Annotated in this window: 26 protein-coding genes and 1 pseudogene; 10 read left to right on the top strand and 17 right to left on the bottom strand. The window is 31.2% G+C overall.

Annotation, left to right across the window (positions count from 1 at the left end):
- Positions 1–3: 3 nt before the first annotated feature.
- Together AC2I98_RS01270 and AC2I98_RS01265 are read right to left on the bottom strand one after the other, a co-directional pair.
- Entirely contained in the window at positions 4–558 is a 555-nt protein-coding gene (locus AC2I98_RS01270; protein WP_486412839.1) for a lipocalin family protein, read from the bottom strand.
- Positions 559–561: 3 nt separating this feature from the next.
- Positions 562–1404 carry an alpha/beta fold hydrolase gene (locus AC2I98_RS01265; protein WP_486412838.1) on the bottom strand — a complete coding sequence of 281 codons (843 nt, stop codon included), beginning with the start codon at positions 1402–1404 and terminating at the stop codon, positions 562–564.
- A 189-nt stretch (positions 1405–1593) separates the two neighbouring features.
- On the opposite strand from AC2I98_RS01265, the gene AC2I98_RS01260 reads away from it, so the two are divergent.
- Positions 1594–2808: an NAD(P)/FAD-dependent oxidoreductase gene (locus AC2I98_RS01260; RefSeq protein ID WP_486412837.1), complete on the top strand. Its 1215-nt coding sequence runs from the start codon at positions 1594–1596 to the stop codon at positions 2806–2808.
- A gap of 80 nt (positions 2809–2888) precedes the next feature.
- On the opposite strand, the gene pdeM is transcribed toward AC2I98_RS01260, so the two are convergent.
- From pdeM to arsC, 6 genes are all read right to left on the bottom strand, one after another.
- The gene (gene pdeM, locus AC2I98_RS01255) at positions 2889–3536 is read right to left on the bottom strand and encodes a ligase-associated DNA damage response endonuclease PdeM (RefSeq protein ID WP_486412836.1); all 648 of its coding nucleotides are present in this window, start codon (positions 3534–3536) and stop codon (positions 2889–2891) included.
- Positions 3533–5995, bottom strand: a complete 2463-nt coding sequence (locus AC2I98_RS01250; RefSeq protein WP_486412835.1) for a ligase-associated DNA damage response DEXH box helicase — start codon at positions 5993–5995, stop codon at positions 3533–3535. Before AC2I98_RS01250 ends, pdeM begins: the two co-directional genes overlap by 4 nt.
- The gene (locus AC2I98_RS01245) at positions 5995–7575 is read right to left on the bottom strand and encodes an ATP-dependent DNA ligase (protein ID WP_486412834.1); all 1581 of its coding nucleotides are present in this window, start codon (positions 7573–7575) and stop codon (positions 5995–5997) included. The genes AC2I98_RS01250 and AC2I98_RS01245 overlap by 1 nt, the downstream gene beginning before the upstream one ends.
- Positions 7572–8579, bottom strand: coding sequence for a ligase-associated DNA damage response exonuclease (locus tag AC2I98_RS01240; protein WP_486414096.1), 1008 nt, complete (start codon positions 8577–8579; stop codon positions 7572–7574). Before AC2I98_RS01240 ends, AC2I98_RS01245 begins: the two co-directional genes overlap by 4 nt.
- A 217-nt stretch (positions 8580–8796) precedes the next feature.
- On the bottom strand, positions 8797–9024 hold the full coding sequence (locus AC2I98_RS01235) for a hypothetical protein (RefSeq protein WP_486412833.1): 228 nt from the start codon (positions 9022–9024) through the stop codon (positions 8797–8799).
- A gap of 47 nt (positions 9025–9071) precedes the next feature.
- Positions 9072–9416, bottom strand: coding sequence for an arsenate reductase (glutaredoxin) (gene arsC / locus AC2I98_RS01230; RefSeq protein ID WP_486412832.1), 345 nt, complete (start codon positions 9414–9416; stop codon positions 9072–9074).
- Positions 9417–9454: 38 nt separating this feature from the next.
- On the opposite strand from arsC, the gene AC2I98_RS01225 reads away from it, so the two are divergent.
- The 5 genes from AC2I98_RS01225 to AC2I98_RS01205 are packed head-to-tail and all read left to right on the top strand — an operon-like array spanning position 9455 to position 14368.
- Positions 9455–9862 carry a DUF6146 family protein gene (locus AC2I98_RS01225; protein WP_486412831.1) on the top strand — a complete coding sequence of 136 codons (408 nt, stop codon included), beginning with the start codon at positions 9455–9457 and terminating at the stop codon, positions 9860–9862.
- Positions 9863–9897: 35 nt separating this feature from the next.
- Positions 9898–10296: a hypothetical protein gene (locus AC2I98_RS01220; protein ID WP_486412830.1), complete on the top strand. Its 399-nt coding sequence runs from the start codon at positions 9898–9900 to the stop codon at positions 10294–10296.
- Positions 10297–10338: 42 nt separating this feature from the next.
- Positions 10339–11439, top strand: a complete 1101-nt coding sequence (gene prfB, locus AC2I98_RS01215) for a peptide chain release factor 2 (protein WP_486412829.1) — start codon at positions 10339–10341, stop codon at positions 11437–11439.
- A 20-nt stretch (positions 11440–11459) separates the two neighbouring features.
- Positions 11460–12827: a Trk system potassium transporter TrkA gene (gene trkA / locus AC2I98_RS01210; protein ID WP_486412828.1), complete on the top strand. Its 1368-nt coding sequence runs from the start codon at positions 11460–11462 to the stop codon at positions 12825–12827.
- Positions 12827–14368: a TrkH family potassium uptake protein gene (locus tag AC2I98_RS01205; RefSeq protein ID WP_486412827.1), complete on the top strand. Its 1542-nt coding sequence runs from the start codon at positions 12827–12829 to the stop codon at positions 14366–14368. The genes trkA and AC2I98_RS01205 overlap by 1 nt, the downstream gene beginning before the upstream one ends.
- Here AC2I98_RS01205 and AC2I98_RS01200 read toward each other — a convergent pair.
- Together AC2I98_RS01200 and AC2I98_RS01195 are read right to left on the bottom strand one after the other, a co-directional pair.
- Positions 14365–15339: a glycosyltransferase family protein gene (locus AC2I98_RS01200; protein ID WP_486412826.1), complete on the bottom strand. Its 975-nt coding sequence runs from the start codon at positions 15337–15339 to the stop codon at positions 14365–14367. The two genes, AC2I98_RS01205 and AC2I98_RS01200, sit on opposite strands and share 4 nt — an antisense overlap.
- Complete coding sequence (locus tag AC2I98_RS01195; protein ID WP_486412825.1) at positions 15340–16164, bottom strand: UDP-2,3-diacylglucosamine diphosphatase; 825 nt, start codon at positions 16162–16164, stop codon at positions 15340–15342.
- Between the two features lie 92 nt (positions 16165–16256).
- On the opposite strand from AC2I98_RS01195, the gene AC2I98_RS01190 reads away from it, so the two are divergent.
- Positions 16257–16469 carry a hypothetical protein gene (locus AC2I98_RS01190; RefSeq protein WP_486412824.1) on the top strand — a complete coding sequence of 71 codons (213 nt, stop codon included), beginning with the start codon at positions 16257–16259 and terminating at the stop codon, positions 16467–16469.
- A 57-nt stretch (positions 16470–16526) separates the two neighbouring features.
- Here AC2I98_RS01190 and AC2I98_RS01185 read toward each other — a convergent pair whose 3' ends face one another.
- Together AC2I98_RS01185 and lpdA are read right to left on the bottom strand one after the other, a co-directional pair.
- Positions 16527–17297, bottom strand: a complete 771-nt coding sequence (locus AC2I98_RS01185; RefSeq protein WP_486412823.1) for a T9SS type A sorting domain-containing protein — start codon at positions 17295–17297, stop codon at positions 16527–16529.
- Between the two features lie 140 nt (positions 17298–17437).
- Positions 17438–18829, bottom strand: a complete 1392-nt coding sequence (lpdA, locus tag AC2I98_RS01180; protein ID WP_486412822.1) for a dihydrolipoyl dehydrogenase — start codon at positions 18827–18829, stop codon at positions 17438–17440.
- Between the two features lie 90 nt (positions 18830–18919).
- On the opposite strand from lpdA, the gene AC2I98_RS01175 reads away from it, so the two are divergent.
- Positions 18920–19267 (top strand): hypothetical protein, encoded by a 348-nt coding sequence (locus tag AC2I98_RS01175; RefSeq protein ID WP_486412821.1) that lies wholly within the window; start codon positions 18920–18922, stop codon positions 19265–19267.
- A 25-nt stretch (positions 19268–19292) separates the two neighbouring features.
- Here the strand turns inward: AC2I98_RS01175 and AC2I98_RS01170 are convergent, their stop codons facing one another.
- Complete coding sequence (locus AC2I98_RS01170) at positions 19293–19499, bottom strand: hypothetical protein (RefSeq protein WP_486412820.1); 207 nt, start codon at positions 19497–19499, stop codon at positions 19293–19295.
- Positions 19500–19591: 92 nt separating this feature from the next.
- On the opposite strand from AC2I98_RS01170, the gene AC2I98_RS01165 reads away from it, so the two are divergent.
- Positions 19592–20206, top strand: coding sequence for an alpha-ketoglutarate-dependent dioxygenase AlkB family protein (locus AC2I98_RS01165; RefSeq protein ID WP_486412819.1), 615 nt, complete (start codon positions 19592–19594; stop codon positions 20204–20206).
- Here AC2I98_RS01165 and AC2I98_RS01160 read toward each other — a convergent pair whose 3' ends face one another.
- Together AC2I98_RS01160 and AC2I98_RS01155 are read right to left on the bottom strand one after the other, a co-directional pair.
- Positions 20207–20743, bottom strand: coding sequence for a hypothetical protein (locus tag AC2I98_RS01160; protein WP_486412818.1), 537 nt, complete (start codon positions 20741–20743; stop codon positions 20207–20209).
- Positions 20744–20845: 102 nt separating this feature from the next.
- Complete coding sequence (locus tag AC2I98_RS01155; protein ID WP_486412817.1) at positions 20846–21592, bottom strand: M15 family metallopeptidase; 747 nt, start codon at positions 21590–21592, stop codon at positions 20846–20848.
- 69 nt (positions 21593–21661) lie between these two features.
- On the opposite strand from AC2I98_RS01155, the gene AC2I98_RS01150 reads away from it, so the two are divergent.
- Positions 21662–22933 carry a hemolysin family protein gene (locus AC2I98_RS01150; RefSeq protein ID WP_486412816.1) on the top strand — a complete coding sequence of 424 codons (1272 nt, stop codon included), beginning with the start codon at positions 21662–21664 and terminating at the stop codon, positions 22931–22933.
- Between the two features lie 277 nt (positions 22934–23210).
- Here the strand turns inward: AC2I98_RS01150 and AC2I98_RS01145 are convergent, their stop codons facing one another.
- Both AC2I98_RS01145 and AC2I98_RS01140 read right to left on the bottom strand, forming a co-directional pair.
- On the bottom strand, positions 23211–23495 hold the full coding sequence (locus AC2I98_RS01145) for a hypothetical protein (RefSeq protein WP_486412815.1): 285 nt from the start codon (positions 23493–23495) through the stop codon (positions 23211–23213).
- Between the two features lie 73 nt (positions 23496–23568).
- A pseudogene (locus tag AC2I98_RS01140) lies at positions 23569–24926 on the bottom strand (IS3 family transposase).
- Positions 24927–24944 lie beyond the last annotated feature (18 nt).

Genomic DNA, 24944 nt, shown 5'->3' with positions numbered 1-24944 from the left:
TAACTACTCATCTTGCTTTGTCCACGTTAATTGGGAAATATCATAACCTTTTTCTTCTGCATAGTTGAGATACTTCTGTTTTACCTCTTCTGAGATTGTTTTCTTTCGAGATAAAATCCACATATAATCATGACTTTCTCCAAAAACTAAAGCTGTTTCATAAACCGGATCCATCATCACAATATTATATCCTGAATAAAATGGTCCAAAAAATGAAACTTTCAGCGCACCTTTTCCCTCTTCTCCATTAAAAGTTGCTTTTCCATGTGCTTCTTTCCATTTATTCTCTTTGTCATCAAATCCACGGTTATGGACTTCAATCACTCCTTTTTTATTCAGAAAATAAGTTGCCGTAACTTGATTCAAATTCTTTTCAAACTTAAAGTCGAAACGTGCTATTTCATACCATTTTCCCATATATTGTTGTGCATCAAAATTTTCTACAACGGTTACATAAGTTGGTATTTTTACTTTTCTAAAATTTAACCACGCATAGCAAACTCCTCCTAAACCAGCAATTGCTATTCCGGAGATTATCTTTTTACTCGAATTTTTCATATTCTAATCTTTTTGGAGTTCTATATTCAACAGAAATTCTACCAAATCCATATTCAACTGCTCTTTATGAGTAATATTCAAACCATGCGAAGCATCTTCATAAACAATATAAGTCGAATTCGTAATCAATTTTGAAGCTTGATCTCCTGCAGTTTTTATTGGTACAGTCTGATCATCTTTTCCATGAATAATTAATGTTGGCACATCAATCATTTTACATTCAGTTCTAAAATCTGTATCTATCCAAGAGCGTGCAGCTTTTAGAGTTGCAATAGGTGAAGCATGAGAAGAAACAGAAAAATCAAAATCTAATTGCTCTTTGCTTACAGATTTTTTTAACAAACCATGATTGTAAAAGCCTTTATGAAAACCTTCTAAAAATTCCAATCGATTTGTTTCAAGTTGATGAATAATGTGATCTAAATCCTTTTGCGGAACGCCATGCTCATTATCATCAGTTTGTTTTACTAGAGGAATAATTGAACTAATTAAAGCAATTTTTGAAATATTTTTGTTTCCGTAATTCGCAATATAGCGAACTACTTCTCCTCCACCCATCGAAAAACCTACTAACACTACATTTTTCAACTGCAAATCATCAATCAACGCGTGTAGATCTTCTGCCAATGCATCATAATCATAACGATCCCATGTTGCACACGATTTTCCAAAACCTTTTCGGTCATAAGCTATACAACGAAAACCAGCTTCTACAATTTTTGGAATTTGATATTCCCACGATTGTAAACTAAGTGGCCAACCATGAATCAAAATAACGGGTTGAGCAAGTTTATCACCATAATCGATATAATTCAGTTTATAATTTTTTCGTTTTAATTTAGTCATAATTCTATTTTTAAGTGATTTTATAATCTAACTAATAGATTAACTTCTAATTCATCACAAGCATCAAGCCAATTATCACATTTTTAAATGTTTAACATTTTCAAAATTATTTCACCCAACAAGAGAGATTTACTATTTTTGGCTTGATTTTTAAGGTTTATCTTATCTAAACCACTTAACGCAATAAACATGGATTTACATTCTGGATTACCTTATTGGATTGTTAAAAATGAATTTTTTGACTTATACAATCCTCTTCGAAATGATTTTAAAATTGATGTTGCTATAATCGGTTCTGGTATTACAGGTGCATTAGTAGCTCATGAATTATGCGAAGCAGGAATAGAATGTGCATTAATTGATAAACGAACTATTTCTACTGGAAGTTCTGCCGCAAGTACAGCACAATTACAATATGAAATTGATACACCTTTGTGTAAATTAATTCATAAAGTTCCCAAAAAAATTGCTATCGACGCTTATTTTAATTGCTTACAATCAATTACAGATATTGAAACTATTTTTAAGAAAACAAATATTGATGCTGATTTTACAAGAGTTCCAACAGTCTTATTGGCAAGTAATAAAGCTGGTGTTGAGTTATTAGATAAAGAGTTTGAAATAAGAACAGAAGTTGGCTTACCTGTAAAATATTTGCATGCACAACAATTAAAAGAATATCAAAACATAGACGGAATTGCTGCATTACAAAATGATACCTCAGCTCAAATGGATGCATATAAAGGAGCGATTAATTTACTGAAATATCATCAACAAAAACACAATCTAAAAATTTACACGCATACAAAAGTTGAAAAAATACAAGAAACTAAAAAAGGTTGCAAACTCATCACACAGCATGGTCATACTGTTTCGTGTAAATATGTAATTGTTGCAACTGGATTTGAAGCAGGGCAATTCCTTCCTAAAAAAGTGATGAATTTGTTATCTACCTATGCTATTTGTTCTGCTCCAATTGATGAAAAAATGATTTGGCCAAACCGTAGTTTAATTTGGGAAACTGCAGAACCATATCTATACATGAGAACTACAAAAGATAACCGTTTGATTGTTGGTGGTGAAGATGAAGATTTTCAAAATCCTGAAAAAAGAGATGAACTACTTCGTACTAAGGTCAAAATTTTAGAACGAAAATTCAAAAATCTATATCCTACTATTGAATTTAAAACTGAGATGGCTTGGTGCGGAACATTTAGTTCGACTGATGATGGTTTACCTTATATGGGAGCATGGAAAAAAGGAGATCGTACTCTATTTGCTTTAGGCTATGGAGGGAATGGAATTACATTTTCTATGGTTGCAGCTCAGGTTTTAAAAAATATTATTCTTAATAAAAATGATGATCGTTTAAAAACTTTTGGTTTTGATCGAATAACAAAATAGGATTATTTAAAAATTAACATGTACAATAAAGCCTTGATAATAAGTAATAATTTCTATTCTGAATAGTATTAAATTATTGGTTAAAAAGTATAAATTCCTTCTTCATTAAAAAAGTAATAAACCGAATTATCAGGATGATTTTTTGTATCTAGCCCTGTAAATAAACTAAAAGCTGGTAAAATCAATTGAGAATTAGTCAAAATATAACACGGAAATTTAAGGTAGGTGTGTATAGATGTTTTAAGCTTAATGCCAGGATGTATATGTCCAGAAATAGTAAATTGTTGATGAGATTGTAAAGATTCATGACTAAATAAAAATGGATCTATTTCAATAAAAGAATGAAACTCTGACACACCAATTTCTTTTAAAAAATTAGTTGAAACACGATCATGATTTCCTTTGATTAATAGAATTTTAATTGTCGAGAATTGTTTTAAGAAATCGCGAAAATAATCTAAATCAGAATTTCTACTAGCATGAACTAAATCTCCAACAATAATAATTTTTTTAGGAGAATAATGATTAATAATAGAAGATAATCTTAGTAAATCTTGTTGCAAAACATCAACAGGAATCGCAATGCCATTGTTTCGGAAGTGAGCCGTTTTTCCTACATGCAAATCCGATAAAATTAATGCATTTTCTTTTTCCCAAAAAACAACTCGTTCATTAGTTAAAATTAATTTCTGATCGTTAACAATAATTGATTTTTCTATTAAATTCATCTTTTATTTTTCGTGCTCTTTTTCAGATTTGCCTCTTGCATTTTTCTTATTCTAGTTGCTAAATCTTCGCTTGAGAGAGATTGTCTTAAACTATCAACTTTTATAGGAAAACTTAGTGGTGTAAAATGATCTGAGTGAATATAAATAATGTTACTTCTATGAATTCTATCAAAAGCAGCTCTTAATCGTGGCTCTTCTAATTGTTGATTAAAAACCTCTGTATAAGCTTGTTTTAATAATAAATTACTTGAATCATACTCTTCTAAAACTGAAAAAATGATTCCTGATGAAGCTTGCAAAGATTTATTATTCAATTGTCGTCCAGGAATTTTTTGTACAACCATTCCAGCAATAACAGCTATATCTCTAAATTTTCTTTTTGCCATTTCGGTTGCGTTTACACTGCTTATCACATCCTGCATAAGGTTTTCTTTAGATAAAATCTTGTGTAATTCTAATTCAGATAATATAATTTCTTTGTCTGAAAACAATTCAAATCCATAATCATTCATAGCCATAGAAAAGCTTATAGCATATAATTTGGAAATTCTAAATGCTAATAACGCAGCCATAACTTCATGGATTAAACGGCCTTCGAAAGGATAAAAAAACAAATGATATCCCTCTCTTGTTTTAATTTGTTCAACTAAAAATTCATTTTCTTGAGGTATATGTGAATTTTCGTTTTGAGCCACTAACAAAGGATGTAAAAAATTTAATTCTTTTTCTTTAGAATTTGGAGATAATGATTTAGCTAATTTTTTTCGCAAAAAGAAACTCAAATTAGATGACAATGGTAATCTACCTCCTAACCAACTAGGTGCAATCGCCTTACCTTTAGATGATTTTACATAGACTGTCATTTCTTTTATCATCAGGTATTCTAATACTCGCCCAGCCAGTATAAATTTATCTCCTTTTCTTAATTTAGAGATAAAATATTCTTCAACCATTCCAATATATCCTCCAGAAATAAATTTAACTTTAAGCATAGAATCACTTACAATTACACCTATATTCATTCGATGAAGCATTGCTATTCTTATTTTTTCTACAATTAATTTACCATCATTTTCCTTGATAACTTTATGAAATTCCTCGTAATTATTTCCAATTTTACCTCCTTGTGTAATAAAGTAAATACACCATTTCCAATCTTCCTCATTTAACTCTGAAAAAACATAAGTAGATTGTATAACGACAAATAAATCATCTGCATAAAAACCTCCACCTAAAGCTAATGTGACAAGAAATTGTACTAAAACATCATACGTAAGTACCAATGGTTCTCTTGCCTCTATAACCTTTTTTCTTACAGCTTCTTTTAATGCTGAAACTTCAATCAATTCTAATGAATGTGTTGGTACAAAATAAATTTTTGAAGTTTCGAAAGGAGAATGTCCACTTCGTCCTGCGCGTTGCATAAATCGAGCAATTCCTTTACTAGAGCCAATTTGTATTACAGTATCTACAGGTTTAAAATCTACTCCTAAATCTAAAGAAGAAGTAGAAACAACTGCTTTTAGAGCTCCTGAATTCAAATTATCTTCTACCCAAGACCTAATTGATGCATCTATAGAACTATGGTGTAACGCTATTTGACCAGCAAAATCTGGATAAGTATTTAACAATAGCTGATACCACATTTCAGATTGGTTTCTGGTGTTGGTAAAAATAATAGTGGATTGAGAGTTTAAAATAATTTTGACAACTTCATCTGCTAATTTCCCTCCAAAATGCCCTGCCCAAGGTAAAATTTCTACTTCTGGTGGATATACAGCTAAAATTTCGATATTCTTTTGCTCTTTCGCTATGATTTTCGTTCTTTTTTTCTCGTTTGGAATTAATACATTTATTGCTTGTTCTAAATTACCAATGGTAGCTGAAATTCCCCAAATTTGTAATTTAGGATATCTATATTTCAAAACAGCTAAGGCTAATTCTACCATTACACCACGTTTGGTACTCAATAGTTCGTGCCATTCATCAACAGCAATACATTTTAAATGTTTAAAGAATTGTTGGTTATTTTTTTGTGCCATCAAAAGATGTAGACTTTCAGGTGTAACGAGGAGCACATCTGGCATTAATTTGCTTTGTTGTTGCTTCTTTTTAGAATCTGTATCTCCATTTCTTACATCTACTGTCCAATCAAGACCTATTTCATCAATCGCTTCTTGCATTGCAAGAGCTAAATCTTTTGCCAAAGATTTGAGTGGTGTTATCCAAATTAATTTTAAACCTGATTTGTATTGAGATGTATGATTAAGAAAATCAATTAGTACAGCAATAAAAACAGAATATGTTTTTCCAAAACCGGTTGGTGCGACAACCATGCCAGAATATCCGTTAGTATAGCGATACCATGTTGTCTTTTGAAACGAAAATGGTTTTATTTCCTTTTCATTTAACCATTTTTGTATAATTCTAAAACCTTGAGAATCTTCAAACTTTTGCATCACATTATAAGTTTTTTTATCTCTTCAATGTCATCTATTTCATCCACTACTTTATCTCTTCGCCAACGTAGTATTCTCGGAAATCGTAGTGCTACACCAGATTTATGTCGCTTACTAAAACCTATCCCTTCAAATGCTAATTCGAAAACTAATTCGGGTTTTACAGTTCGAACAGGACCGAATTTTTCGATCACATTTTTTGAAATAAATTTACTAACTTCTTGAATTTCTTTATCTGTAAGACCAGAATATGCCTTTGCAATGGTAACTAATTTACCTTCTTTTTTCACTGCAAAAGTGTAATCTGTATAATAACCACTTCGTCTACCACTACCCTTTTGTGCATAAATAAGTACAGCATCTATTGTAAACGGATCAATTTTCCACTTCCACCAATCACCTTTTTTACGACCGGTGTGATAAATTGATTGATTTGATTTGAGCATTAAACCTTCACTGTTTATTTCTCGTGCATTTTGTCGAATATCATCTAATTGCTTCCATTCTTCAAACTTAATTTTTTGTGACAAAAAAACTATTCCTGAAGAATTATTAGTGACTATTTCTTCTAATTTTTGTCTTCTTATTTGTAATGATTTTTCACGATAATCAACTTGATCAAATTCTAATAAATCATAAACAAATAAAACAGCGGGAATTTCTTCCATTAATTTTTTGGATAACGATTTTCGATTCAATCTTTTTTGAAGTTCATTAAAATTAAGTACTTTATTATTTTTAAAAGCTAAAATTTCTCCATCTAAAACAAAATCTCCATCCCATTTTACTATCTCTTCAATTATTTCAGGAAATTGATTGGTTATTAATTCTTCTCCTCGCGACCAAATAAAAATTTCGTTATTTCTTTTTATTATTTGTCCTCTTATACCATCCCATTTATATTCTACTTGCCAGTCATTTACAGAGCCTAAATTTTCTAAATCTTTTTCTAATCCATATGCGAGACAGAATGGATATGGTTTAGATAAATTCGTATTAATATATTTTCCTTTTATGAGTGATTCAAAATCTACTTCTAATGGGTTCCATTCTCCAATTATACTGTGAGCAATTGCACTAGGTTCTAATTGATAATATTTAGCCAAGGTATTGACAAGAGTTTTAGAAGAAACCCCAATCCTGAAACTTCCTCCTAGTAATTTATTAAAAATAAAACGTTCCATATAATCAAGATTATTCCATGCATTGATGACAAATGATTTTTTATCAATTTCTGTTAAATCTTTTAGTTCTATTATTTTTTCCATCCATTGTGATAAGGAAAGTTCTAAATGATGTTCTGGTTTTGGTAATAGCAAAGAAATTGTTTCACCTAAATCACCTACAGCGGAATAACATTCGATAAATAACCATTCAGAAATTTGAGCTTTTTCCATTACCCATTTTTTTAACAAAGTAGAATTGACATTTCTTTTTGGTTTTTTACCTGTAAATAAAGCCAAAAACCACAATTTGTCTTGAGAAGAAGCTATACTCAAAAAATCACTAATTGCTTCTTGCTTTAAAGACGTTTTATTTGTGCTATCTAATGCATTTATCAAACTAGCAAAATCTCTCATGAAACTTCATTTTGAATCAATTCATCATCATCTCCATAAGCAGTTTTCACCTCATCTGCGACAATTCCTATTTCATTCAAATACTTTGCAAAAACAGCAGTTTGACCATGTGTAATATGAACCTTCTCTGCTTCTGTAGCCTTTATTGCAGAAATTAAACCTTGCCAATCTGCGTGGTCACTAATAGCAAAACCTGCATCAGCACTTCTCCAACGTCTTGCACCACGAATCTGCATCCAACCAGAACAGATGGCATATGCGAGATTTGGAATTTTCTTCATGATTGGATTATCAACCAATGCTGGAGGTAAGATAATAATTTTACCATTCAACTTTTCCTTATTTTCTCTTAAATCTATTGTTTTATAAGCTGGTAATTTCACACCAACACTCTCATAAGCTTCATTTAATTTAGAAATTGAATAATGTACATTCAATTCACCAAATTCCTCTAAAGCTTTCATTATTCGTTGAGATTTGCCTAATGAATAACCAATAAAAACTGACGTTTTTTTATTGTTGATATTTTTTAAAACCCAATTTTTCATTTGATTTTCTAGTTCTTTAACAGAAAGCCAATTATAAATAGGCAAACCAAATGTACTTTCAGAAACAAATTCGTTACATTTTACAACTTCGAAGGGTGTTGACAAGCCATCATTTTGAACTTTATAATCCCCAGAAACAACAGAAACATAACCTTTATATTCCATCCTAATTTGAGCAGAACCAATAATATGACCAGCAGGAAAAAGAGATACTTTTACCCCATTTATTGTAATAACCTCACCATATTCAACGCCTTGACAAACAATATCCTTTCCTAATCGAGAATAAAGAATAGGTTTTGTAAAATGATGGCACAAATATTTCTTCATACCAACACGCGCATGATCAGCATGACCATGTGTAATAATAGCTAAATCTACAGGTTTCCATGGGTCAATGTAAAATTTACCAGGAATACAGTAAATTCCTTTTGATGTGAATTTTAACAACATTATTGGTTTTTTGATACGATTATTATAAATGAAATAAAAAAATATACATTTATCTCTTTTATAATCAAAGATTAAACCAATATTTTAAAAAATAAATTGTCGTAAATTGATGATTTTCAACTATTTTATAACTTCAAATAAAAGATTATAAATTTTTTACAAAAATCATCATGTAAGGTTATAAAAAAAATCGCCCTTATAAATTAAAGGCGATTTTTTTTTATTGTTCCAAAGTATTTTCTGAATGATCAGTTTCTATTTTCTTTTCATATTTTTTACGAATATAGTCAGCAGCTAATGTCACAGCAATACCACCAATTATTCCATAAATAGAACGTTTTCCTAAGAATTTAGCAACAGTCACACCTGTAGTCGCAGCAGTTGTTAATAATCCTATTTTTGTTCCTTTCTCGGTTTGATTTTTTGTTAATGCATCTAAAATTTTCATAGTTTTTATGTTTAGTTTTTAGAAATACTAACAATTATTAAACCAAATTATTTAATAAAATTTTCGACCAATTCTTTTGGACGTCCTACTACTCCACTTTTTTCATCTGTTACAATTGGACGCTGAATCAATTTAGGATATTCAACCATTGCATCCAATATATCTTCATCAGACATTTCTTTGTTTTTGAAATTTATTTTCCATTCTTCTTCATTTGTCCTAACAATATCCATAGGTTTCAAATTTAATTTAGATAAAACTTCTTTCAATTCTTCTTTAGATAAGGTTTGTTTTAAATATTCTCTCACTTCATATTCTTTTCCAGATTCCTCTAAAACTTTTATAGCTTCTCTACTTTTACCGCAGCGAGAATTATGCAAAATCGTATACATATCGTTATTTTTTAGTAAATTTAATCAAATTAAAAATTATGAAAAAGCTAATCCTATTAATAAGCCTTCCGCTTTTATTTTTTGCTTGTTCTACAACCCAATCATCTCAAAATACAGTTCCAAATAAAGATGGAAACTCATTAAAATTTGAACCAAACGAAGATGGCGATTATGACATTGTTGTATTTGATCCACAATATGATGTTTATTTAAAAACAGTTGCTTTACCAAAAGAGTATTATTCAAAGGAATATTATGAACAAAAAAATCGGCAATACGTAATGATTTGGAATCAACGTCACATGCAACCAATGGTTTACAATCCAGATTTATATGCTGTTAGTATAGATTTGGATCCTACTGTCGATTACGGATATGAGTTTGAATATAAGCTATTTAACTTCTTTCGATTCATAGAAAACAAATATCGTGTCAGAATTAGATAATATCGCTTATTTTTGCAAGCTAATTTTTTAGAGAGATGAACGATTTTTCAACCACTATATATAATCAAATAATAGAAGCTTTACCAGATTTAGCTGAACTTAACAAAAAAGAAACAGAATTATTAGAATTTCATATCGAAAACGAGTACAAATCTACTTTGGGAGATTTATATATTCAGACTTCAGAAGATGATAAGATTTGGATCAAGACTTCTTATCCTTTTACTACGTACGAAGTAGATTCTGTTGAAGAGTTAATCTATATTTTGGAAGGTTTAATCTACAATGAATTGTTTTGGGTTGTGAGTTACGAAGATGAAGATTGGGATGATACTTTTTTAGTTTTGAAAGATCAAGAAATCAAAACTGAAGAAGGTTTTACCTATAAAATTCTATCATGGAACGGAAAAGATGACAAAGTGATTAATGCTTAATATCCTAACGTTAAAATCTCCTATTTTTATACATTTGCAATTATGTTTAATAACGAATTACTAAAAGACATCCAAAAACGTACACAGGATTTGCACGAATATTTGGAAATCGAGCAAAAAGAAATTGAAGTTCAGAATGAAGAAGAACATGCTGCTTCTCCTGAATTTTGGAACAATCCGAAAGAAGCTGAAGCATTTATGAAAGTTTTACGCGGAAAAAAGAAATGGATCGAAGAATATCAAACAATTGCAAATGCTGTAAATGATGTTGAAGTTTTAGTAGAGTTTAACCGCGAAGGTGAAGTTACAGATGAAGAAGTAATGGAACAATATAACGTTGTTGCTAAACTTTTAGAAGATGTTGAGTTCAAAAATATGCTTTCAGAAGAAGGTGATAATCTTGGAGCAATTCTGCAAATTACAGCCGGAGCTGGTGGAACTGAATCATGTGATTGGGCATCGATGTTGATGCGTATGTATTTGATGTGGGCTGAAAAACATGGGTATAAAGTAAAAGAATTAAACTACCAAGCGGGTGATGTTGCTGGTGTAAAAACTGTAACATTAGAAGTTGATGGAGAGTTTGCTTTTGGTTATCTAAAAGGAGAAAACGGTGTTCATCGTTTAGTGCGTATTTCACCTTTTGATAGTAATGCAAAGCGTCATACGAGTTTCGTTTCGGTTTATGTTTCGCCAATTGTAGATGACACAATCGAAATTGAAATTAATCCTGCTGATATCGAATTACAAACGTCTCGTTCTGGTGGTGCTGGAGGGCAAAATGTAAATAAAGTAGAAACTAAAGTTCAGTTAACACACAAACCAACAGGAATTGTAGTGGTTTGTCAAGTTGAACGTTCTCAATTAGCCAATCGCGAACGTGCAATGGAGATGTTAAAATCTGAATTATACAAAATAGAATTAGAGAAGAAAATGGCTGCACGTAACGAAATTGAGGCAAATAAGATGAAAATCGAATGGGGTTCTCAAATTCGTAATTATGTCATGCATCCATATAAATTGGTAAAAGACGTTAGAACAGGAACAGAAACAGGTAATGTGGATGCTGTGATGAACGGTGATTTAGACGAATTCTTAAAATCGTTTCTAATGTTAATGGGACAAAAAGAAACGTCAAAATAGTTTTATACTAAATTTCTTTCATGAAAATATTAATCGGAGGCGCTGGAGAAGTTGGTTTTCACTTAGCTAAATTACTTTCCAATGAAATGAATGACATTGTCATCATGGACATGGACAAAGATAAATTGTTGATGATCGAAAATTCTTTAGATGTAATGGCATATCGTGGCGACATCACATCTTTCAAAGCTTTAAGAGAAGTTGGAATTGATGATACTGATATTTTCATATCTGTTACTCATCTTCAAAATACCAATCTTACAAGTGCTTCAATTGCCAAAGATTTAGGAGCAAAACGTACATTGGCACGCATTTCTAATCCCGAATTTTTGTACAAAGAAAATCAAATTTGGGTGCAAAGAATGGGAATTGATGCGTTAATTAGTCCAGAAAAATTAGCTGCTGACGAAATTTATTCTCTTGTTCAACAATCTGCTTTCAATGCGATGCATCCATTTGCAAACGGACAATTATTTATGGTTGGAACTGTTTTGGATAAGGATTGTAAGATTTTGGACAAAAAATATAAAGACATGTATTTGACAACAAAAGGTGGTGAAGACAATCTTTTGATGCCAATTGCAATTATTCGAAGCAACGAACGTGGCGAATATCAAACTATTATTCCAGAAGCTGAAACAGAATTTAAAATTGACGATCACGTTTATTTTATTGTTAAAAAAGCTGGAATTTTAGAAATCTATAAAATCCTTGGAAAAAAACAAGAGTATTTCAAAAATGTAATTGTTTTGGGAGGAGGAAGTATCGGCGTAAAAGTTTCCAAACTTTTAAAAGACAACAAACACAATGTTAAACTACTGGAAATCAACCGAAATAAAGCATTTGATTTAGCAGATGATTTAAATAACATTTTGATTATCAATGGAGATGGTCGAGATGGAGAATTGTTGTTAGAAGAAGGTATCTCTGATTCTGATGCATTTATTGCCGTAACAGGAAGTTCAGAAACCAATATTATGTCGTGTCTTTTGGCAAAATCTAAAGGTGTTAAAAAAACGATTGCTTTAGTCGAAAATATCGATTATATTCATCTTAGTCAAGAAGTTGGAATTAACGCTTTTATCAATAAAAAACTTTTAACAGCTGATAGTATTTTCCGTTATATTCGTCAAGGTTCTGTGATGGATGTTACTGGAATTTCAGATTTGGATGCGGAAGTTTTAGAATTTAGAATTCACGAAAACTCTGAAATAGCAAATAAACATGTATCCGATTTCCCTTTCAAAGAAGGTGCAATTATTGCCGGAATAGTTCGTGGAAATGATGGATTTATTCCAACAAAGGATTTCATTATCGAACCAAAAGATCATGTTGTTGTTTTTAGCCAAGCGAATTTAATTCCGAAAGTGACTAAATATTTTAAATAATGAAATCGCTTAACATCAAAGTAATCCTGAATCTTTCGGGTGTTTTACTATTATTAAATGCGCTTTTCATGTTTATTGCAACATGTGTTAGCGTTTATTTTAATGATCATCTACTCTACCCATTTTTACTTTCTGGTAGTTTAGTAGGATTATCTGGAGCTGCAATGATGTATTTTACGCGAGATCGAAGAAAACATATTAATAAACGTGAAGGTTATATCGTGGTTTGTGTTGGATGGCTTTTCCTGATACTCTCTGGCTGTTTACCTTATGTAACCTCTTTAATTTTACTACCATACGATCATATCATCAATGAAAATTTTAGTTTTGTCAACATTGTTTACGAAACTGTTTCGGGCTATACAGCGACCGGAACATCTATTTATGATGATGTAGAAAGTCTCCCAAAAAGTATATTGTTTTGGCGAAGTACAACCAATTGGATTGGCGGAATGGGAATCATCGTTTTGACAATCGCCATTTTACCGTTCCTTGGAATTGGTGGACGACAGCTTTTTATGGCAGAAGCACCTGGAATTTACACTGATAAAATCCATCCTCGAATTACTGAAACAGCTAAAAATTTATGGTTAGTTTATTTAGGATTAACAGCATTTTTTGCCTTGTTACTTTACTTTGGAGGAATGAATTTATTTGATGCAGCAAACCATTCTATGAGCGTGATTGCAACAGCAGGTTTCTCGACTAAAAACGAAGGTTTAATGTATTGGAATAACAACATTTTTATTCAATATGTATTGATTGTGATGATGTTTTTAGGAGGAACAAATTTCGCTTTGATTTATTTATTGATTAAAGGACAATTCAAAAAAGTATGGAAAAATGAGGAATTCCGTTGGTGGGTAGGTTTACTTGCCGTGGTAACATTTATTGTATTCGTTGTGTTATTTTTCAATATTTACCCGAATTATTCCGTCGAAACTTATTCTTGGTTTAATTTTGAACATTCATTCAGAAGTTCATTGTTTCATGTTGTTTCTATTGCCTCTACAACGGCCTTAGCAATGGAAGATTACACAAGTTGGCTAACTGTAACCACACTTATTTTCTTCTCTTTATTCTTTATTGGAGGTTCAGCAGGGTCAACTTCCGGAGGAATTACAGTTATTCGACACGTCATTTTATTAAAAAATAGTTGGATTGAATTTAAACGAATTTTACATCCAAATGCGATTATTCCTGTACGTTATAATAATCGTTCATTAAATCAGTCCATCGTTTTCCACGTCATGGCATTCTTTGTTATGTTTATGTTTACTTGGATTGTAAGCTCTATTTTATTTGCTCTTTTAAATTATGGTATAACAATGAGTTTCCAAGATATTTTGGCTTCTTTAACATTAACTGCTTCCACTTTAGGAAACGTAGGTCCGGGAATTGGCGAATTTGGTCCGGGTACCTCAATGAATTCTTTAACGGATAGTGCAAAATTATTATGTTGTTTTTTAATGGTTTTAGGTCGATTAGAGCTTTATACAATCTTAGTTTTATTTACGCCAGCATTCTGGAAAAATAATTAATGAGACGCTTCAAAAATTACTTTTTGAATGATTTCTTCGGCTTGATCTGGGAAATCTTTCTCAATAATTTTATTCGAATCCACCCAACGTTGCAATTGTTGGACATTCAAATCATATGAATAATCAACGCCAATCATTTTTAAAGCCTCGCAGTTACACAATTGTTCGTATTGACCTTTGATCGGAATCACAAAAAGCTTCTTTTTAAGATAAATACTTTCGGCAGGCAATTCGAAACCAGCACCACACAAAACTCCTTTGCAATTTTCTAAAGTTTTGGTAAAAAGACGTTCATCAATTGGATAAATCTCTACATTAAATTGTTTCGAATATTCTTTGATAAAGGGAGAAAAAACTTTCCATTTTGAATCTTTGATAAACGATAACTTTTCAATAATTTCTATTGGATGAAAACTTGGCAAATACACCAAATAATAATCGCCTTGTTTTGGATTTAGTACTCTTATTTTATCTCTAATAATGGGTGAAAAAATCGAATCATTGTATTCTTCAAAATGAAAACCATAATATTTAGAAGTTGGTGCATAATATTTTATAATCGTTTCGCCTGTTTTGTTCTTCACTTTTGGCGTTTCATCAAATAAAAGTGATGCTTGATGACTTAATCCTACAATAGTTTTCTTCTTCTTTCGAGCCGAATGCGCTGTTATAGGCTCAAAATCATTTATAATTAAATCATATTTTTCAATTGGAAAATGATTCACTTCATTCCAAAAAGATTTAAAACTATTCTCCTTCAAAATTCGTTTATATGAAACTTTCCCCATCTGATTATAAAATAATGATAAACCTTTGTGATGTTTAAATTGATAATTTTCGAGTTGTAATTGCGAATTATTACCACTCATAAAAATATCTAATTTTCCATATTCTTCAAGAATAGGCAACATCTTTTGTGCTCGCGCCAAATGTCCATTTCCCGTTCCTTGCAAAGCATATAAAATTTTCATTTACTTTTTATTGAGAATAGAAACAATCAACTCATCTAACGAATAATTAAACTCGATTTCTTCTAAGTTTTGCATTAAAGTATGTTTGTGTTCTTCAAAATAAAACACCGACCAATTTCCATCAATGCATTCTAAAGCGGATAAATTCTCGATCCAATCACCCGAATTCATGTACACACAAGTTCCTTTATCAGTTTTTACTTTTCGCAATTGTGGTTGATGAATATGACCGCAAATCACATAATCATACTGATTTTCTATCGCTAATTCAGCAGCAGTTTGTTCGAAATCATTGATATGTTTAACCGCTTTTTTAACCGAATTTTTAATCTTTTGAGATAAAGAATAGCGTTCTCTTCCAAAAAACTCTAAACATTTATTGATAAAGTAATTTAGTTGAATCAATTTATCATACCCCCAACCGCCTAATTTTGCAATCCATTTAGAATGTTGAATTGATGCATCAAACACATCTCCATGAAAAATCCACGCGACTTTATCGTCTTGTTTCAACATAAATTTATCCGTCAATAGTATATTCCCAAAACGCATAGTCGTAAACTTACGCAATAACTCATCATGATTTCCAGTAATATAAACGATTGGAATACCTTTTTCAGACAAGTTTAGCAAATAACTAATAATTTGAAGATGAGTTTCAGGAAAATAACTTTTCTTGAAATTCCAAATATCAACAATATCACCATTGAGAATAATTTTCTTTGGATTAATTGATTGTAGATAAGCCAACAACTCTTGCGCCTTGCAACCGAAAGTTCCCAAATGCACATCCGAAATTACCACAACATCTAAATTACGTTTCATTGATTTTTATTTAAATTTCGAAATCAAATATTACTTAAACGTTTTTTTAATCTTATGAAATCTTTATAAATTTGAGTCTAAATTGTAAAGTTATGAGCCAATTAAAATTCAAGACAAATATAAATTGTGACAGCTGTATCAAATCTGTAAAACCATTTTTGGATGAAGCTGTTGGAGAGGACAATTGGAATGTTGATACTTCTGATGATAGAAAAGTACTGACTGTGGTAACAACCGAAGATGAAGAAGAAGTTGTTGAAGCCGTTACCGATGCAGGTTTTAAGATTCAGAAATTAGAAGAATAAATAAAAGCGATTCAGATTACTGAATCGCTTTTTTGTTAGATTAAGAATAATTATTCCTTATTTTTTTACTACTTTTTGAGAAGTTGTTTTCCCGTTAGAAGTTGTTTTAACAACGTAAGTTCCTTTAGCTAAAGAAGAAACGTTTACATTTTGAACACCTTTAACCTCGAAAGATTTCACTAACTGTCCGTTCATGTTGTAAACTTCTACAGTAGTTTTGTCTTTAGTTGAAAATAATGCGTCTGCTCCCCATACTGTATTAAAAACAGCTTTAGATGCCTCTAAATCATTTAATCCTAAAGATGATTTAGTCCAAACTACATTATCTACTGTAAATTGTTTATTTCCTACAGTTGTTCCTCCTGCAAATGAAACTTTAACTTTTACAGCTCCTTCTTTGTTAATAGTTGTTGTTGAAGTGTAAACTGTAGTTTGAGTTCCAGATCCTTCTCCAAAAGGAGTCATAGCATTTACCTGAACACCATCAACATAAACAGCAATAGTTCTTGGAACTCCACCTGTAAAAGCTTTTCTGTAAGAAAAAGTAAAGTCTCCTACTCCATTTGGAATTGAGAACTCAACAGAACTAGGCTCATCAGCTCTTCTTAACATTATACCTTTTGATTGTATAGAGCTATCATCAGCTGTTCCTAAACCTTCGTTTCTAGAGTGTACAAAACTTACTTTAACTCCTGTTGTTTCACCATCAAAAGATCCATCTAAATATGACGAAGTTAATACTGATTGAGTCTCGAATGACTCAGAACCTTGCGCAAAAGATAATGTTGATAAAGCAGCAACTGCTACTAAAGAATAGAATTTTTTCATATTGTATTTATTTTTAATTTATTTATGTAAAGATAGTTAAAAAACTAAATCAATACACAGTAGGTAAAAAATTAACGATTTGATAAAATAAAAAAAAGCAGCCAAAAGGCTGCTTCTACTATAAATTCTAATTTTATTTTTTAGATATGAATTGCATGTCCATATGCATCTTCTACCGCTTCCATAATAGCTTCTGCCATTGTTGGATGAGCATGAACAGATTTCATAATTTCGTGTGCTGTCGTTTCTAATTTACGAGCAACAACTGCCTCAGCAATCATTTCCGTAACACCATCTCCGATCATGTGACAACCTAACCATTCACCATATTTTGCATCAAAAACTACTTTTACAAAACCATCAGCAGCTCCATTTGCAACAGCTTTTCCGTTTGCAGAGAATGGGAATTTACCAACTTTTACTTCGTAACCAGCTTCGATAGCTTTTGCTTCTGTTAAACCAACAGATGCAATTTCTGGTGAACAATATGTACAACCTGGGATATTTCCATAATCAATAGGTTCTACTTTTTCACCTGCAATATGTTCAACACATAAAATTCCTTGAGCTGATGCTAAGTGTGCTAAATCTGCTCCTTTTACAACATCACCAATTGCGTAGTATCCTTTTACAGAAGTTTCACAAAAATCGTTAATTACAATTTTTCCTCTTTCTGTTGCAATACCTACTTCTTCTAAACCAATGTTTTCTGTATTTGGAACAACACCTGCAGCAGATAAAACTACTTCAGCTTCAAGAACTTCTTCTCCTTTTGCTGTTTTAACTGTAGCTTTTACTATATCTCCTGAAGTATCAACTCCTGTAACTTCTGCATTCGTTAAGATTTTGATTCCAGATTTTTTTAAAGATAATTGTAATTGTTTTGAAATATCTTCGTCTTCAACAGGAACAATTCTTGGTAAATATTCTACAATTGTAACTTCTGTTCCTAATGTATTGTAGAAATGAGCGAACTCTACCCCAATCGCACCAGAACCAACAACAATCATAGATTTCGGTTGTTTTTCCATTGCTAATGCACCACGGTAACCAATTACTTTTTTACCATCTTGAGGTAAAGCTGGTAAATCACGAGAACGTGCTCCAGTTGCAATAATTATATTTTCTGAAGATAATTCACTTACAGAACCATCTGCCGCTGTAACTTTTACTTTTTTACCTGGTAAAACTTTCGCTTCACCTTGGATCACTTCAATTTTGTTCTTCTTCATTAAGAATTGAACTCCTTTACTCATACGGTCTGCAACTCCTCTACTACGAGAAACTACATTCCCGAATTCGAATGAAATATCTGAAGGTAAATTGATTCCAAAATCTTCTGCATGATTTAAATATTTAAAAACTTGTGCAGATTTTAATAAAGCTTTTGTAGGAATACATCCCCAGTTAAGGCAAATACCACCTAATTCTGCTTTTTCTACGATTGCTACTTTTTTACCTAATTGTGCTGCTCTAATTGCTGCTACGTATCCACCAGGACCACTTCCAATAACTATAATGTCGTAACTCATTTTTTCCATAATTTGAATGCTAATTTAATCATTCTAGAGCGAAAAAAAAGGAATTCCTAAAAATAGATTAAAATTTCTTATTTTTGCACTGTGAAAATATTCTTTGAAAATTACGCTGACGACTTACAAGTCGAAACTGAATTACCTTTGGAAGGTAGTTTATCACAAGCTGTTGAGATTTTTCATAACCTACCAGATTATGACGGAAGTTATATTGGTTTGATTAATCAAGATGGGAATACTGTTCAGATTTCGAAGTATGATCGATTTTTATTTTTAGTCGAAATCCCTGTTTACCAAGAGCAGGCTTCATATTCTGCATTGTTTACTTATTTTCAAGTCATGCAATTATTAAACGATTTATACAAAGGTTTTGATCCTTATAATATAAAAGGATTAAAATTTGAACAGTATTTAAATGAAAAAGCAACGAAATAATCGTTGCTTTTTTTAATTTTATGTTTTAATCAGCTAAATCAGTATAATTTTTTCTTGACTTTTTTAGACGAACTAATGCATAAATTAAACAAATAACAGATATTGAAAATGTAGTATTTATCAAATAATCTGCTGATTCAAAATTCAACACTTTCGTAAACCCAGCGACACCAACTAAACCAAAACTTATTACATAAATAAAAAATGGGTGTTTAACATTAATTTTTTCCATATTTAACTAAACCTTAACTTTAATAAAATTATTGTTTTTTTTTTATTTTCCAAATTATATTTGGAAATAATTTTAAATCATCATTTTACATCATGGATTTATTTAATGACTTATTTACCGGAACAGAAAATTTATTGCCACAGGATGGTACTGTAAATTATTTTGGTCAAATTATGAGTGATGAAGAAGCCTATAATTATTATACTGTTCTACTTGATGAAATTGAATGGAAACCTGATCAAGCTATAATTTTTGGAAAATTAATTGAAACCAAACGTAAAATTGCATGGTATGGTGATTTTCCATTTGCATATACCTATTCCAAAATAACCAAAACTGCTTTACATTGGAATGAAACATTACTGAAATTGAAAAATTTAGTTGAACAAAAAACAAATGAAACTTATAATTCGTGCTTGGTCAATTTATACCACGATGGCTCTGAAGGTATGGCTTGGCATAGTGATGGAGAAAAACAATTAAAACGTCATGGTGCAATTGCTTCACTAAGTTTTGGTGCTGAAAGAAAATTTGGGTTTAAACACAAAGAAACAAAAGAAGTTGTTTCATTAACTCTTGCAAGCGGTAGTTTATTAGTGATGAAAGACGAAACACAAGATTATTGGTTACATCGCTTACCTCCTACCAAAAAAGTAAATTCTCCACGAATCAACCTAACGTTCAGAACAATTGATTTGACCCAATAACTATTTCTGTTTTGAAATTTCAGTTTTATAAAAAGCTAGACTTTGTTGACTAAATTTATTTAGAAAAACATCATTGAATTTATCCAAACTAATTGGCTCAATATCAATTTTAGTTTTCAGTATAGGTAAAGCAATCACTCTATTCGATGATTTATCTACACTATTCCATTTTGCGACGAATTCTTTTGTTGAAGTTGAATAAGATGATTCACCATTTTCTTTAGTAAAATCATCCGAAACAATTGCACGTTTTATAGCAGACAATTCTATTTTCTTCGTCTGTCGATTGTATCTAAAAAAAGACGTAAAAACAACATCTCTAATTGTATTGGTTAGCTTAAAACCTTTCTTGGTTTCTTCAACCGTCGCATTTCGATCTAAATTACTAAACGCTAAACTACTTTGTTTTTCATAATCTGAACCTGATAAAATAAATTCGATTTTCTTCGTTTCGAAATTAATCGAAACTTTATCAAATTTACCATCTCCATCAAAATCTTTCACAACCGTTCCCTTTGCAAAAATCACCAGATTCATGCTCAAAAAAATCGTTATGAAAAATACTAACCTCATCGAAAAAATAACTATTTCTAAATTTATCTAAAGATACCACAAAAAAAGCTCCAAAAGGAGCTTTAACTATTTTATAACAGGATTTATATCAAGTATGTTTTCATTTTTATACTTTTCGATAAAATCATCCGTAAAATTTTCGCTTCCTAAAAGTTTATTTTCTTGTAATACCTTCTTAATATCAAGCTTTTTATAAGCTTGCAACATCGGTTCAGAAATTGCTTTGTATGTAAAATGCCAAGGTTCGTATTTAAATCCTTTTCGCGTTGGTTGATTGGTATAAACCAAGTAAAAACCATATTTCGAGGCATTTTCATCTAACCAAAGTTTAAATTTATACATCGATCCTCCTTCATTAAAATGCTTTTCATTTAACGGATCTGCAGGAACTCCTCGTGTTCCATCTATAATATCTAAATCTGTTCCCCAATGATGACGAGAGGTACCAGGAATAGTAGAATATTCGATTATCTTTTCGATATTTTGTTTTGCATTAAGTTTTTTTGCTTGATTAGCTTTGTATTTACGCTCCCAAATTCCATTTTGATACGTATAATTTCTATAACTCGAAATTACTTTAATTGTAAAACCAGCCTTTTGTGCATCTGCTTTCATCAACTCAAACTGTTTTGCAACTTCAGGTAACAGTTTATATTCTTTTCCAACCATTGTAGGATTTCCTTTCCCAATCAAATCGGCTGTTGTAAAAGTTGAAGATATCGTATCCGTTTCAGAAGGAGTTTGATCACTATTTCCAAAGGCACATCCTGCATTAAGCATAAATGCAAGTAAAATTAAATAAGAAAATTTCATAATATTAAATTGAGACATTATGATCGGTATTAGATTTTGGTTTATTTTTATCAAAATTATAAAATAAAAGTGGAGATTGTTATACTAATTGTATTGATTTTATTGAACGGAATTTTCTCGATGTCAGAAATGGCTCTTGTTTCGTCAAGAAAATTCAAGTTAGAAAATCAAATGAAGAAAGGAAGTTCTGGTGCTAAAACCGCGCTAGAACTAGCAGATAATCCAAATAAATTTCTTTCTACAGTTCAAATCGGAATTACCTTAATTGGTATCTTGTTAGGAGTTTTCTCTGGTGATAAATTAACAACAGATTTAACTAATTTTTTAACAACCATTCCCTTTTTAGCTCCGTATGCAAAAACACTTTCTCCTATTATTATGGTGGTTATCATCACCTACTTTTCAATCGTTTTTGGAGAATTATTACCTAAACGCTTAGGAATGAAATTCCCAGAAGCTGTTTCTACAATTGTATCTAAACCAATGAAATGGCTATCGGTTATCACTTCACCTTTCGTTTGGTTGTTAACAGCTACAAATGATTTTTTCTTGAAACTTTTCGGAATCAAAGATGATGGTAGCGAAGTGGTAACAGAAGAAGAAATAAAAAATATTATTAAGGAAAGTACAGAAGGTGGCGAAATTCAGGAAAAAGAACACGAAATTCTAGAACGTGTTTTCGAGCTTGGAGATCGTCGTGTAAATACCTTAGCAACACATCGTTCAGAAATTGCTTCATTAGACATTTCTGATGATTATGAAAAAGCTCGTGCCAAAGTCAAGAAAAACAAATACTCTGCATATCCCGTTACGAAAAACAATAATTTGGATGAAATCGTCGGGATTTTGAAGTTAAAAGATATGTTTGGCGTAAGTAAAGAAGATTTTAGCCTAAAAAAGTTTATTCATAAACCGATTTTCGTTAACGAAAATTTGTTTAGTTATCCATTATTAGAAATGTTACAAAATTCGCAAGCACATTTCGCCATTATTTTAGACGAATATGGAACTACTGCGGGTATTGTAACCATAAATGATATTTTGGATGAATTGGTTGGCGATACACCAGAAAACCAAGACGAAGATTACGAAATTGTAGAACGAGAAGACGGTACATGGTTGATAGATGGGCAATTCTCTATTTACGAGTTCGAGAAATTCTTTGAAATTGATATTGACGAAGATATCGAAAATAGATATGTAACTGTTGCAGGAATCTTTTTGGATAAATACGAAACCATACCCAATGTTGGCGACAAAGTAGATGTAGACGATTTGACGTTAGAAATTGTAGACAAAGATGGTAATCGAATTGATAAAATATTAGCGTACCGCAAATAATAAAAACTTCCTTTTTTATTCGTTCTATACGTTCAGGACGTAGTCTGATACGTTCTGAACCAAGCTGACTACGTCTAAGACGTGGTCAGCTACGTTAAGAACCATGTCGGACACGTTACGAACGTGAAATTCCTCGTCAAAGACGTAGCTGGCTACGTCCCGAACCAAGCCAGCTTACAAAAGAACCAAGCTAGCTTAGTAAAAAACGTGTTAAATAATCTTTATAAACAAAAATAGTAGCCCAAGGGCTACTATTTTTGGTGTTAATCAGATTTTATTATTCTGTTTGTACTATTTTATTTACTGGAGGATTTCCTCTGTTAACAAAAAATTGTTTGATATCGGTATGTTTTGTTTCATACCCTGTTGCCGAGCTACCTGCTTTGTAGGTTGTATAAGAATAATCTTCTAAAGCAACTTGATAATTATCAAAATCGTGCAATATTTTAGCATTGTATACTTTGTCTAATACATTGTTGATGCGTGCTAAGATGGTTTCCATGTTTTTTCTACTCTCAAAATCGCGAACAAATTCTACCCAATCGATATCTGGCGCTGCCAAATTGGGTTGATTGGTATGTACGTTGTCAAAATAATTTAGACACCTCTTTCTAAAAATTAAGAGAGTGTTTGGTTTATAAATTTATTATTTTTTCTTGAAAATACAACTGCCTTCTTTTTGCAATTGTTTGTTGTTTAATAATTGCTCTTTGTTCCAAAATTTTATCTGCTCTACCAAAATAAACATCCGAAGGTGTAAGGTTGTTCAAAGCCTCATGATACCTAGAATTGTTATAATTTTCTACAAACTTATTTAGAGCTTCTTTCAGCTCATCAGGATGATAATAATGATCTAATTTCACTACATTTTTCATTGTTCTATGATACCTTTCGATTTTTCCTTGTGTTTGTGGATGTAGTGGTTTTCCTCTTACATGCTTCATTTTTTGCGTATTTTTCAAGTAATCTTTTAATTCACTTGACACATAACAAGGTCCATTATCCGATAATAATTTTGGTTTCTGTTTCGTCTTTAATTTCGCTTTTTCAATTGCTGTTTTTACAGTTCTTTTCACATCTTCAGCTTTCATGGAGCTACACAATTCCCAATGAATAATATATCGACTGTAATCGTCTAAAATTGTGCTCAAATAATACCATCCCCATCCAATAATTTTAAAATAAGTAAAATCGGTTTGCCACATTTGATGAACAAAATTTGTTTTATCTTTAAATTCATTCGCTGCTACAATTAAAATATGATTGGGAGCAGAAATTAAATCTCGTTGCTTCAATATTCGATAAACACTCGATTCTGAAATATAAATTCCTAATTCATCAGTCATTTTGAAAGCCAGTTCTCTAGCAGATAACTCTGGATAATCTAGAGCTAATTCTACAATTAAATCTTTCTGAGATTCAGGAATACTATTCCATTTTCGATGAATTGAATGGCGTTTAGATTCTAAATCTTCAAAACCATTTTCTAAATAATTTGAATACCATTTATAGAAGGTGCTTCGGGCAATTCCAAACTCCTCTAAAGTTCGTTTAACCCCAATTTCTGATCGAGTTACAATCTGTATGATTTCGTGTTTTTCACTTGCTGATAATCGCATATATTTCTTGAATTTTGTCTTTAATCCAACGAATCCAAGGTTTTTTTTACGATATCATAGCGAACAACTAAATCAGCTACAATCTCTTTTAAAAGCTGATTCTCTTTGCGTAAATCACTTACATCATCACTTGTTGCTTCTCGTGTAATATCTCCAGACAATCGTTTTTTACCAGCTTCTAAAAATTCTTTATTCCACTTATAAAATTGAGATTGTGAAATAGCATATTTGCGGCAAAGTTCAGCTATTGAAATCTCAGCACGTAAGGCTTCCATCACAATTAAAATCTTTTGTTCCGCTGTAAATATTCGTCTTGTGTTTTGACGAATATCTTTTACAAATTTTTCAGGAGTTTTCTTTTTTGAATTTGCCATAATTAAAGTTAATGCTTT

This window comes from Empedobacter sp. EJD.6dd (genome assembly GCF_057369435.1).
The sequence above is the reverse complement of the archived record's forward strand: the minus strand, read 5'-3'. Positions and strand labels throughout refer to the sequence as shown.

Bases quoted from the DNA above. Each gene is read 5' to 3' on its own strand.
- AC2I98_RS01270 (WP_486412839.1), bottom strand. From the start codon at position 558: ATGAAAAATTCGAGTAAAAAGATAATCTCCGGAATAGCAATTGCTGGT.
- AC2I98_RS01265 (WP_486412838.1), bottom strand. From the start codon at position 1,404: ATGACTAAATTAAAACGAAAAAATTATAAACTGAATTATATCGATTAT.
- AC2I98_RS01260 (WP_486412837.1), top strand. From the start codon at position 1,594: ATGGATTTACATTCTGGATTACCTTATTGGATTGTTAAAAATGAATTT.
- pdeM (WP_486412836.1), bottom strand. From the start codon at position 3,536: ATGAATTTAATAGAAAAATCAATTATTGTTAACGATCAGAAATTAATT.
- AC2I98_RS01250 (WP_486412835.1), bottom strand. From the start codon at position 5,995: ATGCAAAAGTTTGAAGATTCTCAAGGTTTTAGAATTATACAAAAATGG.
- AC2I98_RS01245 (WP_486412834.1), bottom strand. From the start codon at position 7,575: ATGAGAGATTTTGCTAGTTTGATAAATGCATTAGATAGCACAAATAAA.
- AC2I98_RS01235 (WP_486412833.1), bottom strand. From the start codon at position 9,024: ATGAAAATTTTAGATGCATTAACAAAAAATCAAACCGAGAAAGGAACA.
- arsC (WP_486412832.1), bottom strand. From the start codon at position 9,416: ATGTATACGATTTTGCATAATTCTCGCTGCGGTAAAAGTAGAGAAGCT.
- AC2I98_RS01225 (WP_486412831.1), top strand. From the start codon at position 9,455: ATGAAAAAGCTAATCCTATTAATAAGCCTTCCGCTTTTATTTTTTGCT.
- AC2I98_RS01220 (WP_486412830.1), top strand. From the start codon at position 9,898: ATGAACGATTTTTCAACCACTATATATAATCAAATAATAGAAGCTTTA.
- prfB (WP_486412829.1), top strand. From the start codon at position 10,339: ATGTTTAATAACGAATTACTAAAAGACATCCAAAAACGTACACAGGAT.
- trkA (WP_486412828.1), top strand. From the start codon at position 11,460: ATGAAAATATTAATCGGAGGCGCTGGAGAAGTTGGTTTTCACTTAGCT.
- AC2I98_RS01205 (WP_486412827.1), top strand. From the start codon at position 12,827: ATGAAATCGCTTAACATCAAAGTAATCCTGAATCTTTCGGGTGTTTTA.
- AC2I98_RS01200 (WP_486412826.1), bottom strand. From the start codon at position 15,339: ATGAAAATTTTATATGCTTTGCAAGGAACGGGAAATGGACATTTGGCG.
- AC2I98_RS01195 (WP_486412825.1), bottom strand. From the start codon at position 16,164: ATGAAACGTAATTTAGATGTTGTGGTAATTTCGGATGTGCATTTGGGA.
- AC2I98_RS01190 (WP_486412824.1), top strand. From the start codon at position 16,257: ATGAGCCAATTAAAATTCAAGACAAATATAAATTGTGACAGCTGTATC.
- AC2I98_RS01185 (WP_486412823.1), bottom strand. From the start codon at position 17,297: ATGAAAAAATTCTATTCTTTAGTAGCAGTTGCTGCTTTATCAACATTA.
- lpdA (WP_486412822.1), bottom strand. From the start codon at position 18,829: ATGAGTTACGACATTATAGTTATTGGAAGTGGTCCTGGTGGATACGTA.
- AC2I98_RS01170 (WP_486412820.1), bottom strand. From the start codon at position 19,499: ATGGAAAAAATTAATGTTAAACACCCATTTTTTATTTATGTAATAAGT.
- AC2I98_RS01165 (WP_486412819.1), top strand. From the start codon at position 19,592: ATGGATTTATTTAATGACTTATTTACCGGAACAGAAAATTTATTGCCA.
- AC2I98_RS01160 (WP_486412818.1), bottom strand. From the start codon at position 20,743: ATGAATCTGGTGATTTTTGCAAAGGGAACGGTTGTGAAAGATTTTGAT.
- AC2I98_RS01155 (WP_486412817.1), bottom strand. From the start codon at position 21,592: ATGAAATTTTCTTATTTAATTTTACTTGCATTTATGCTTAATGCAGGA.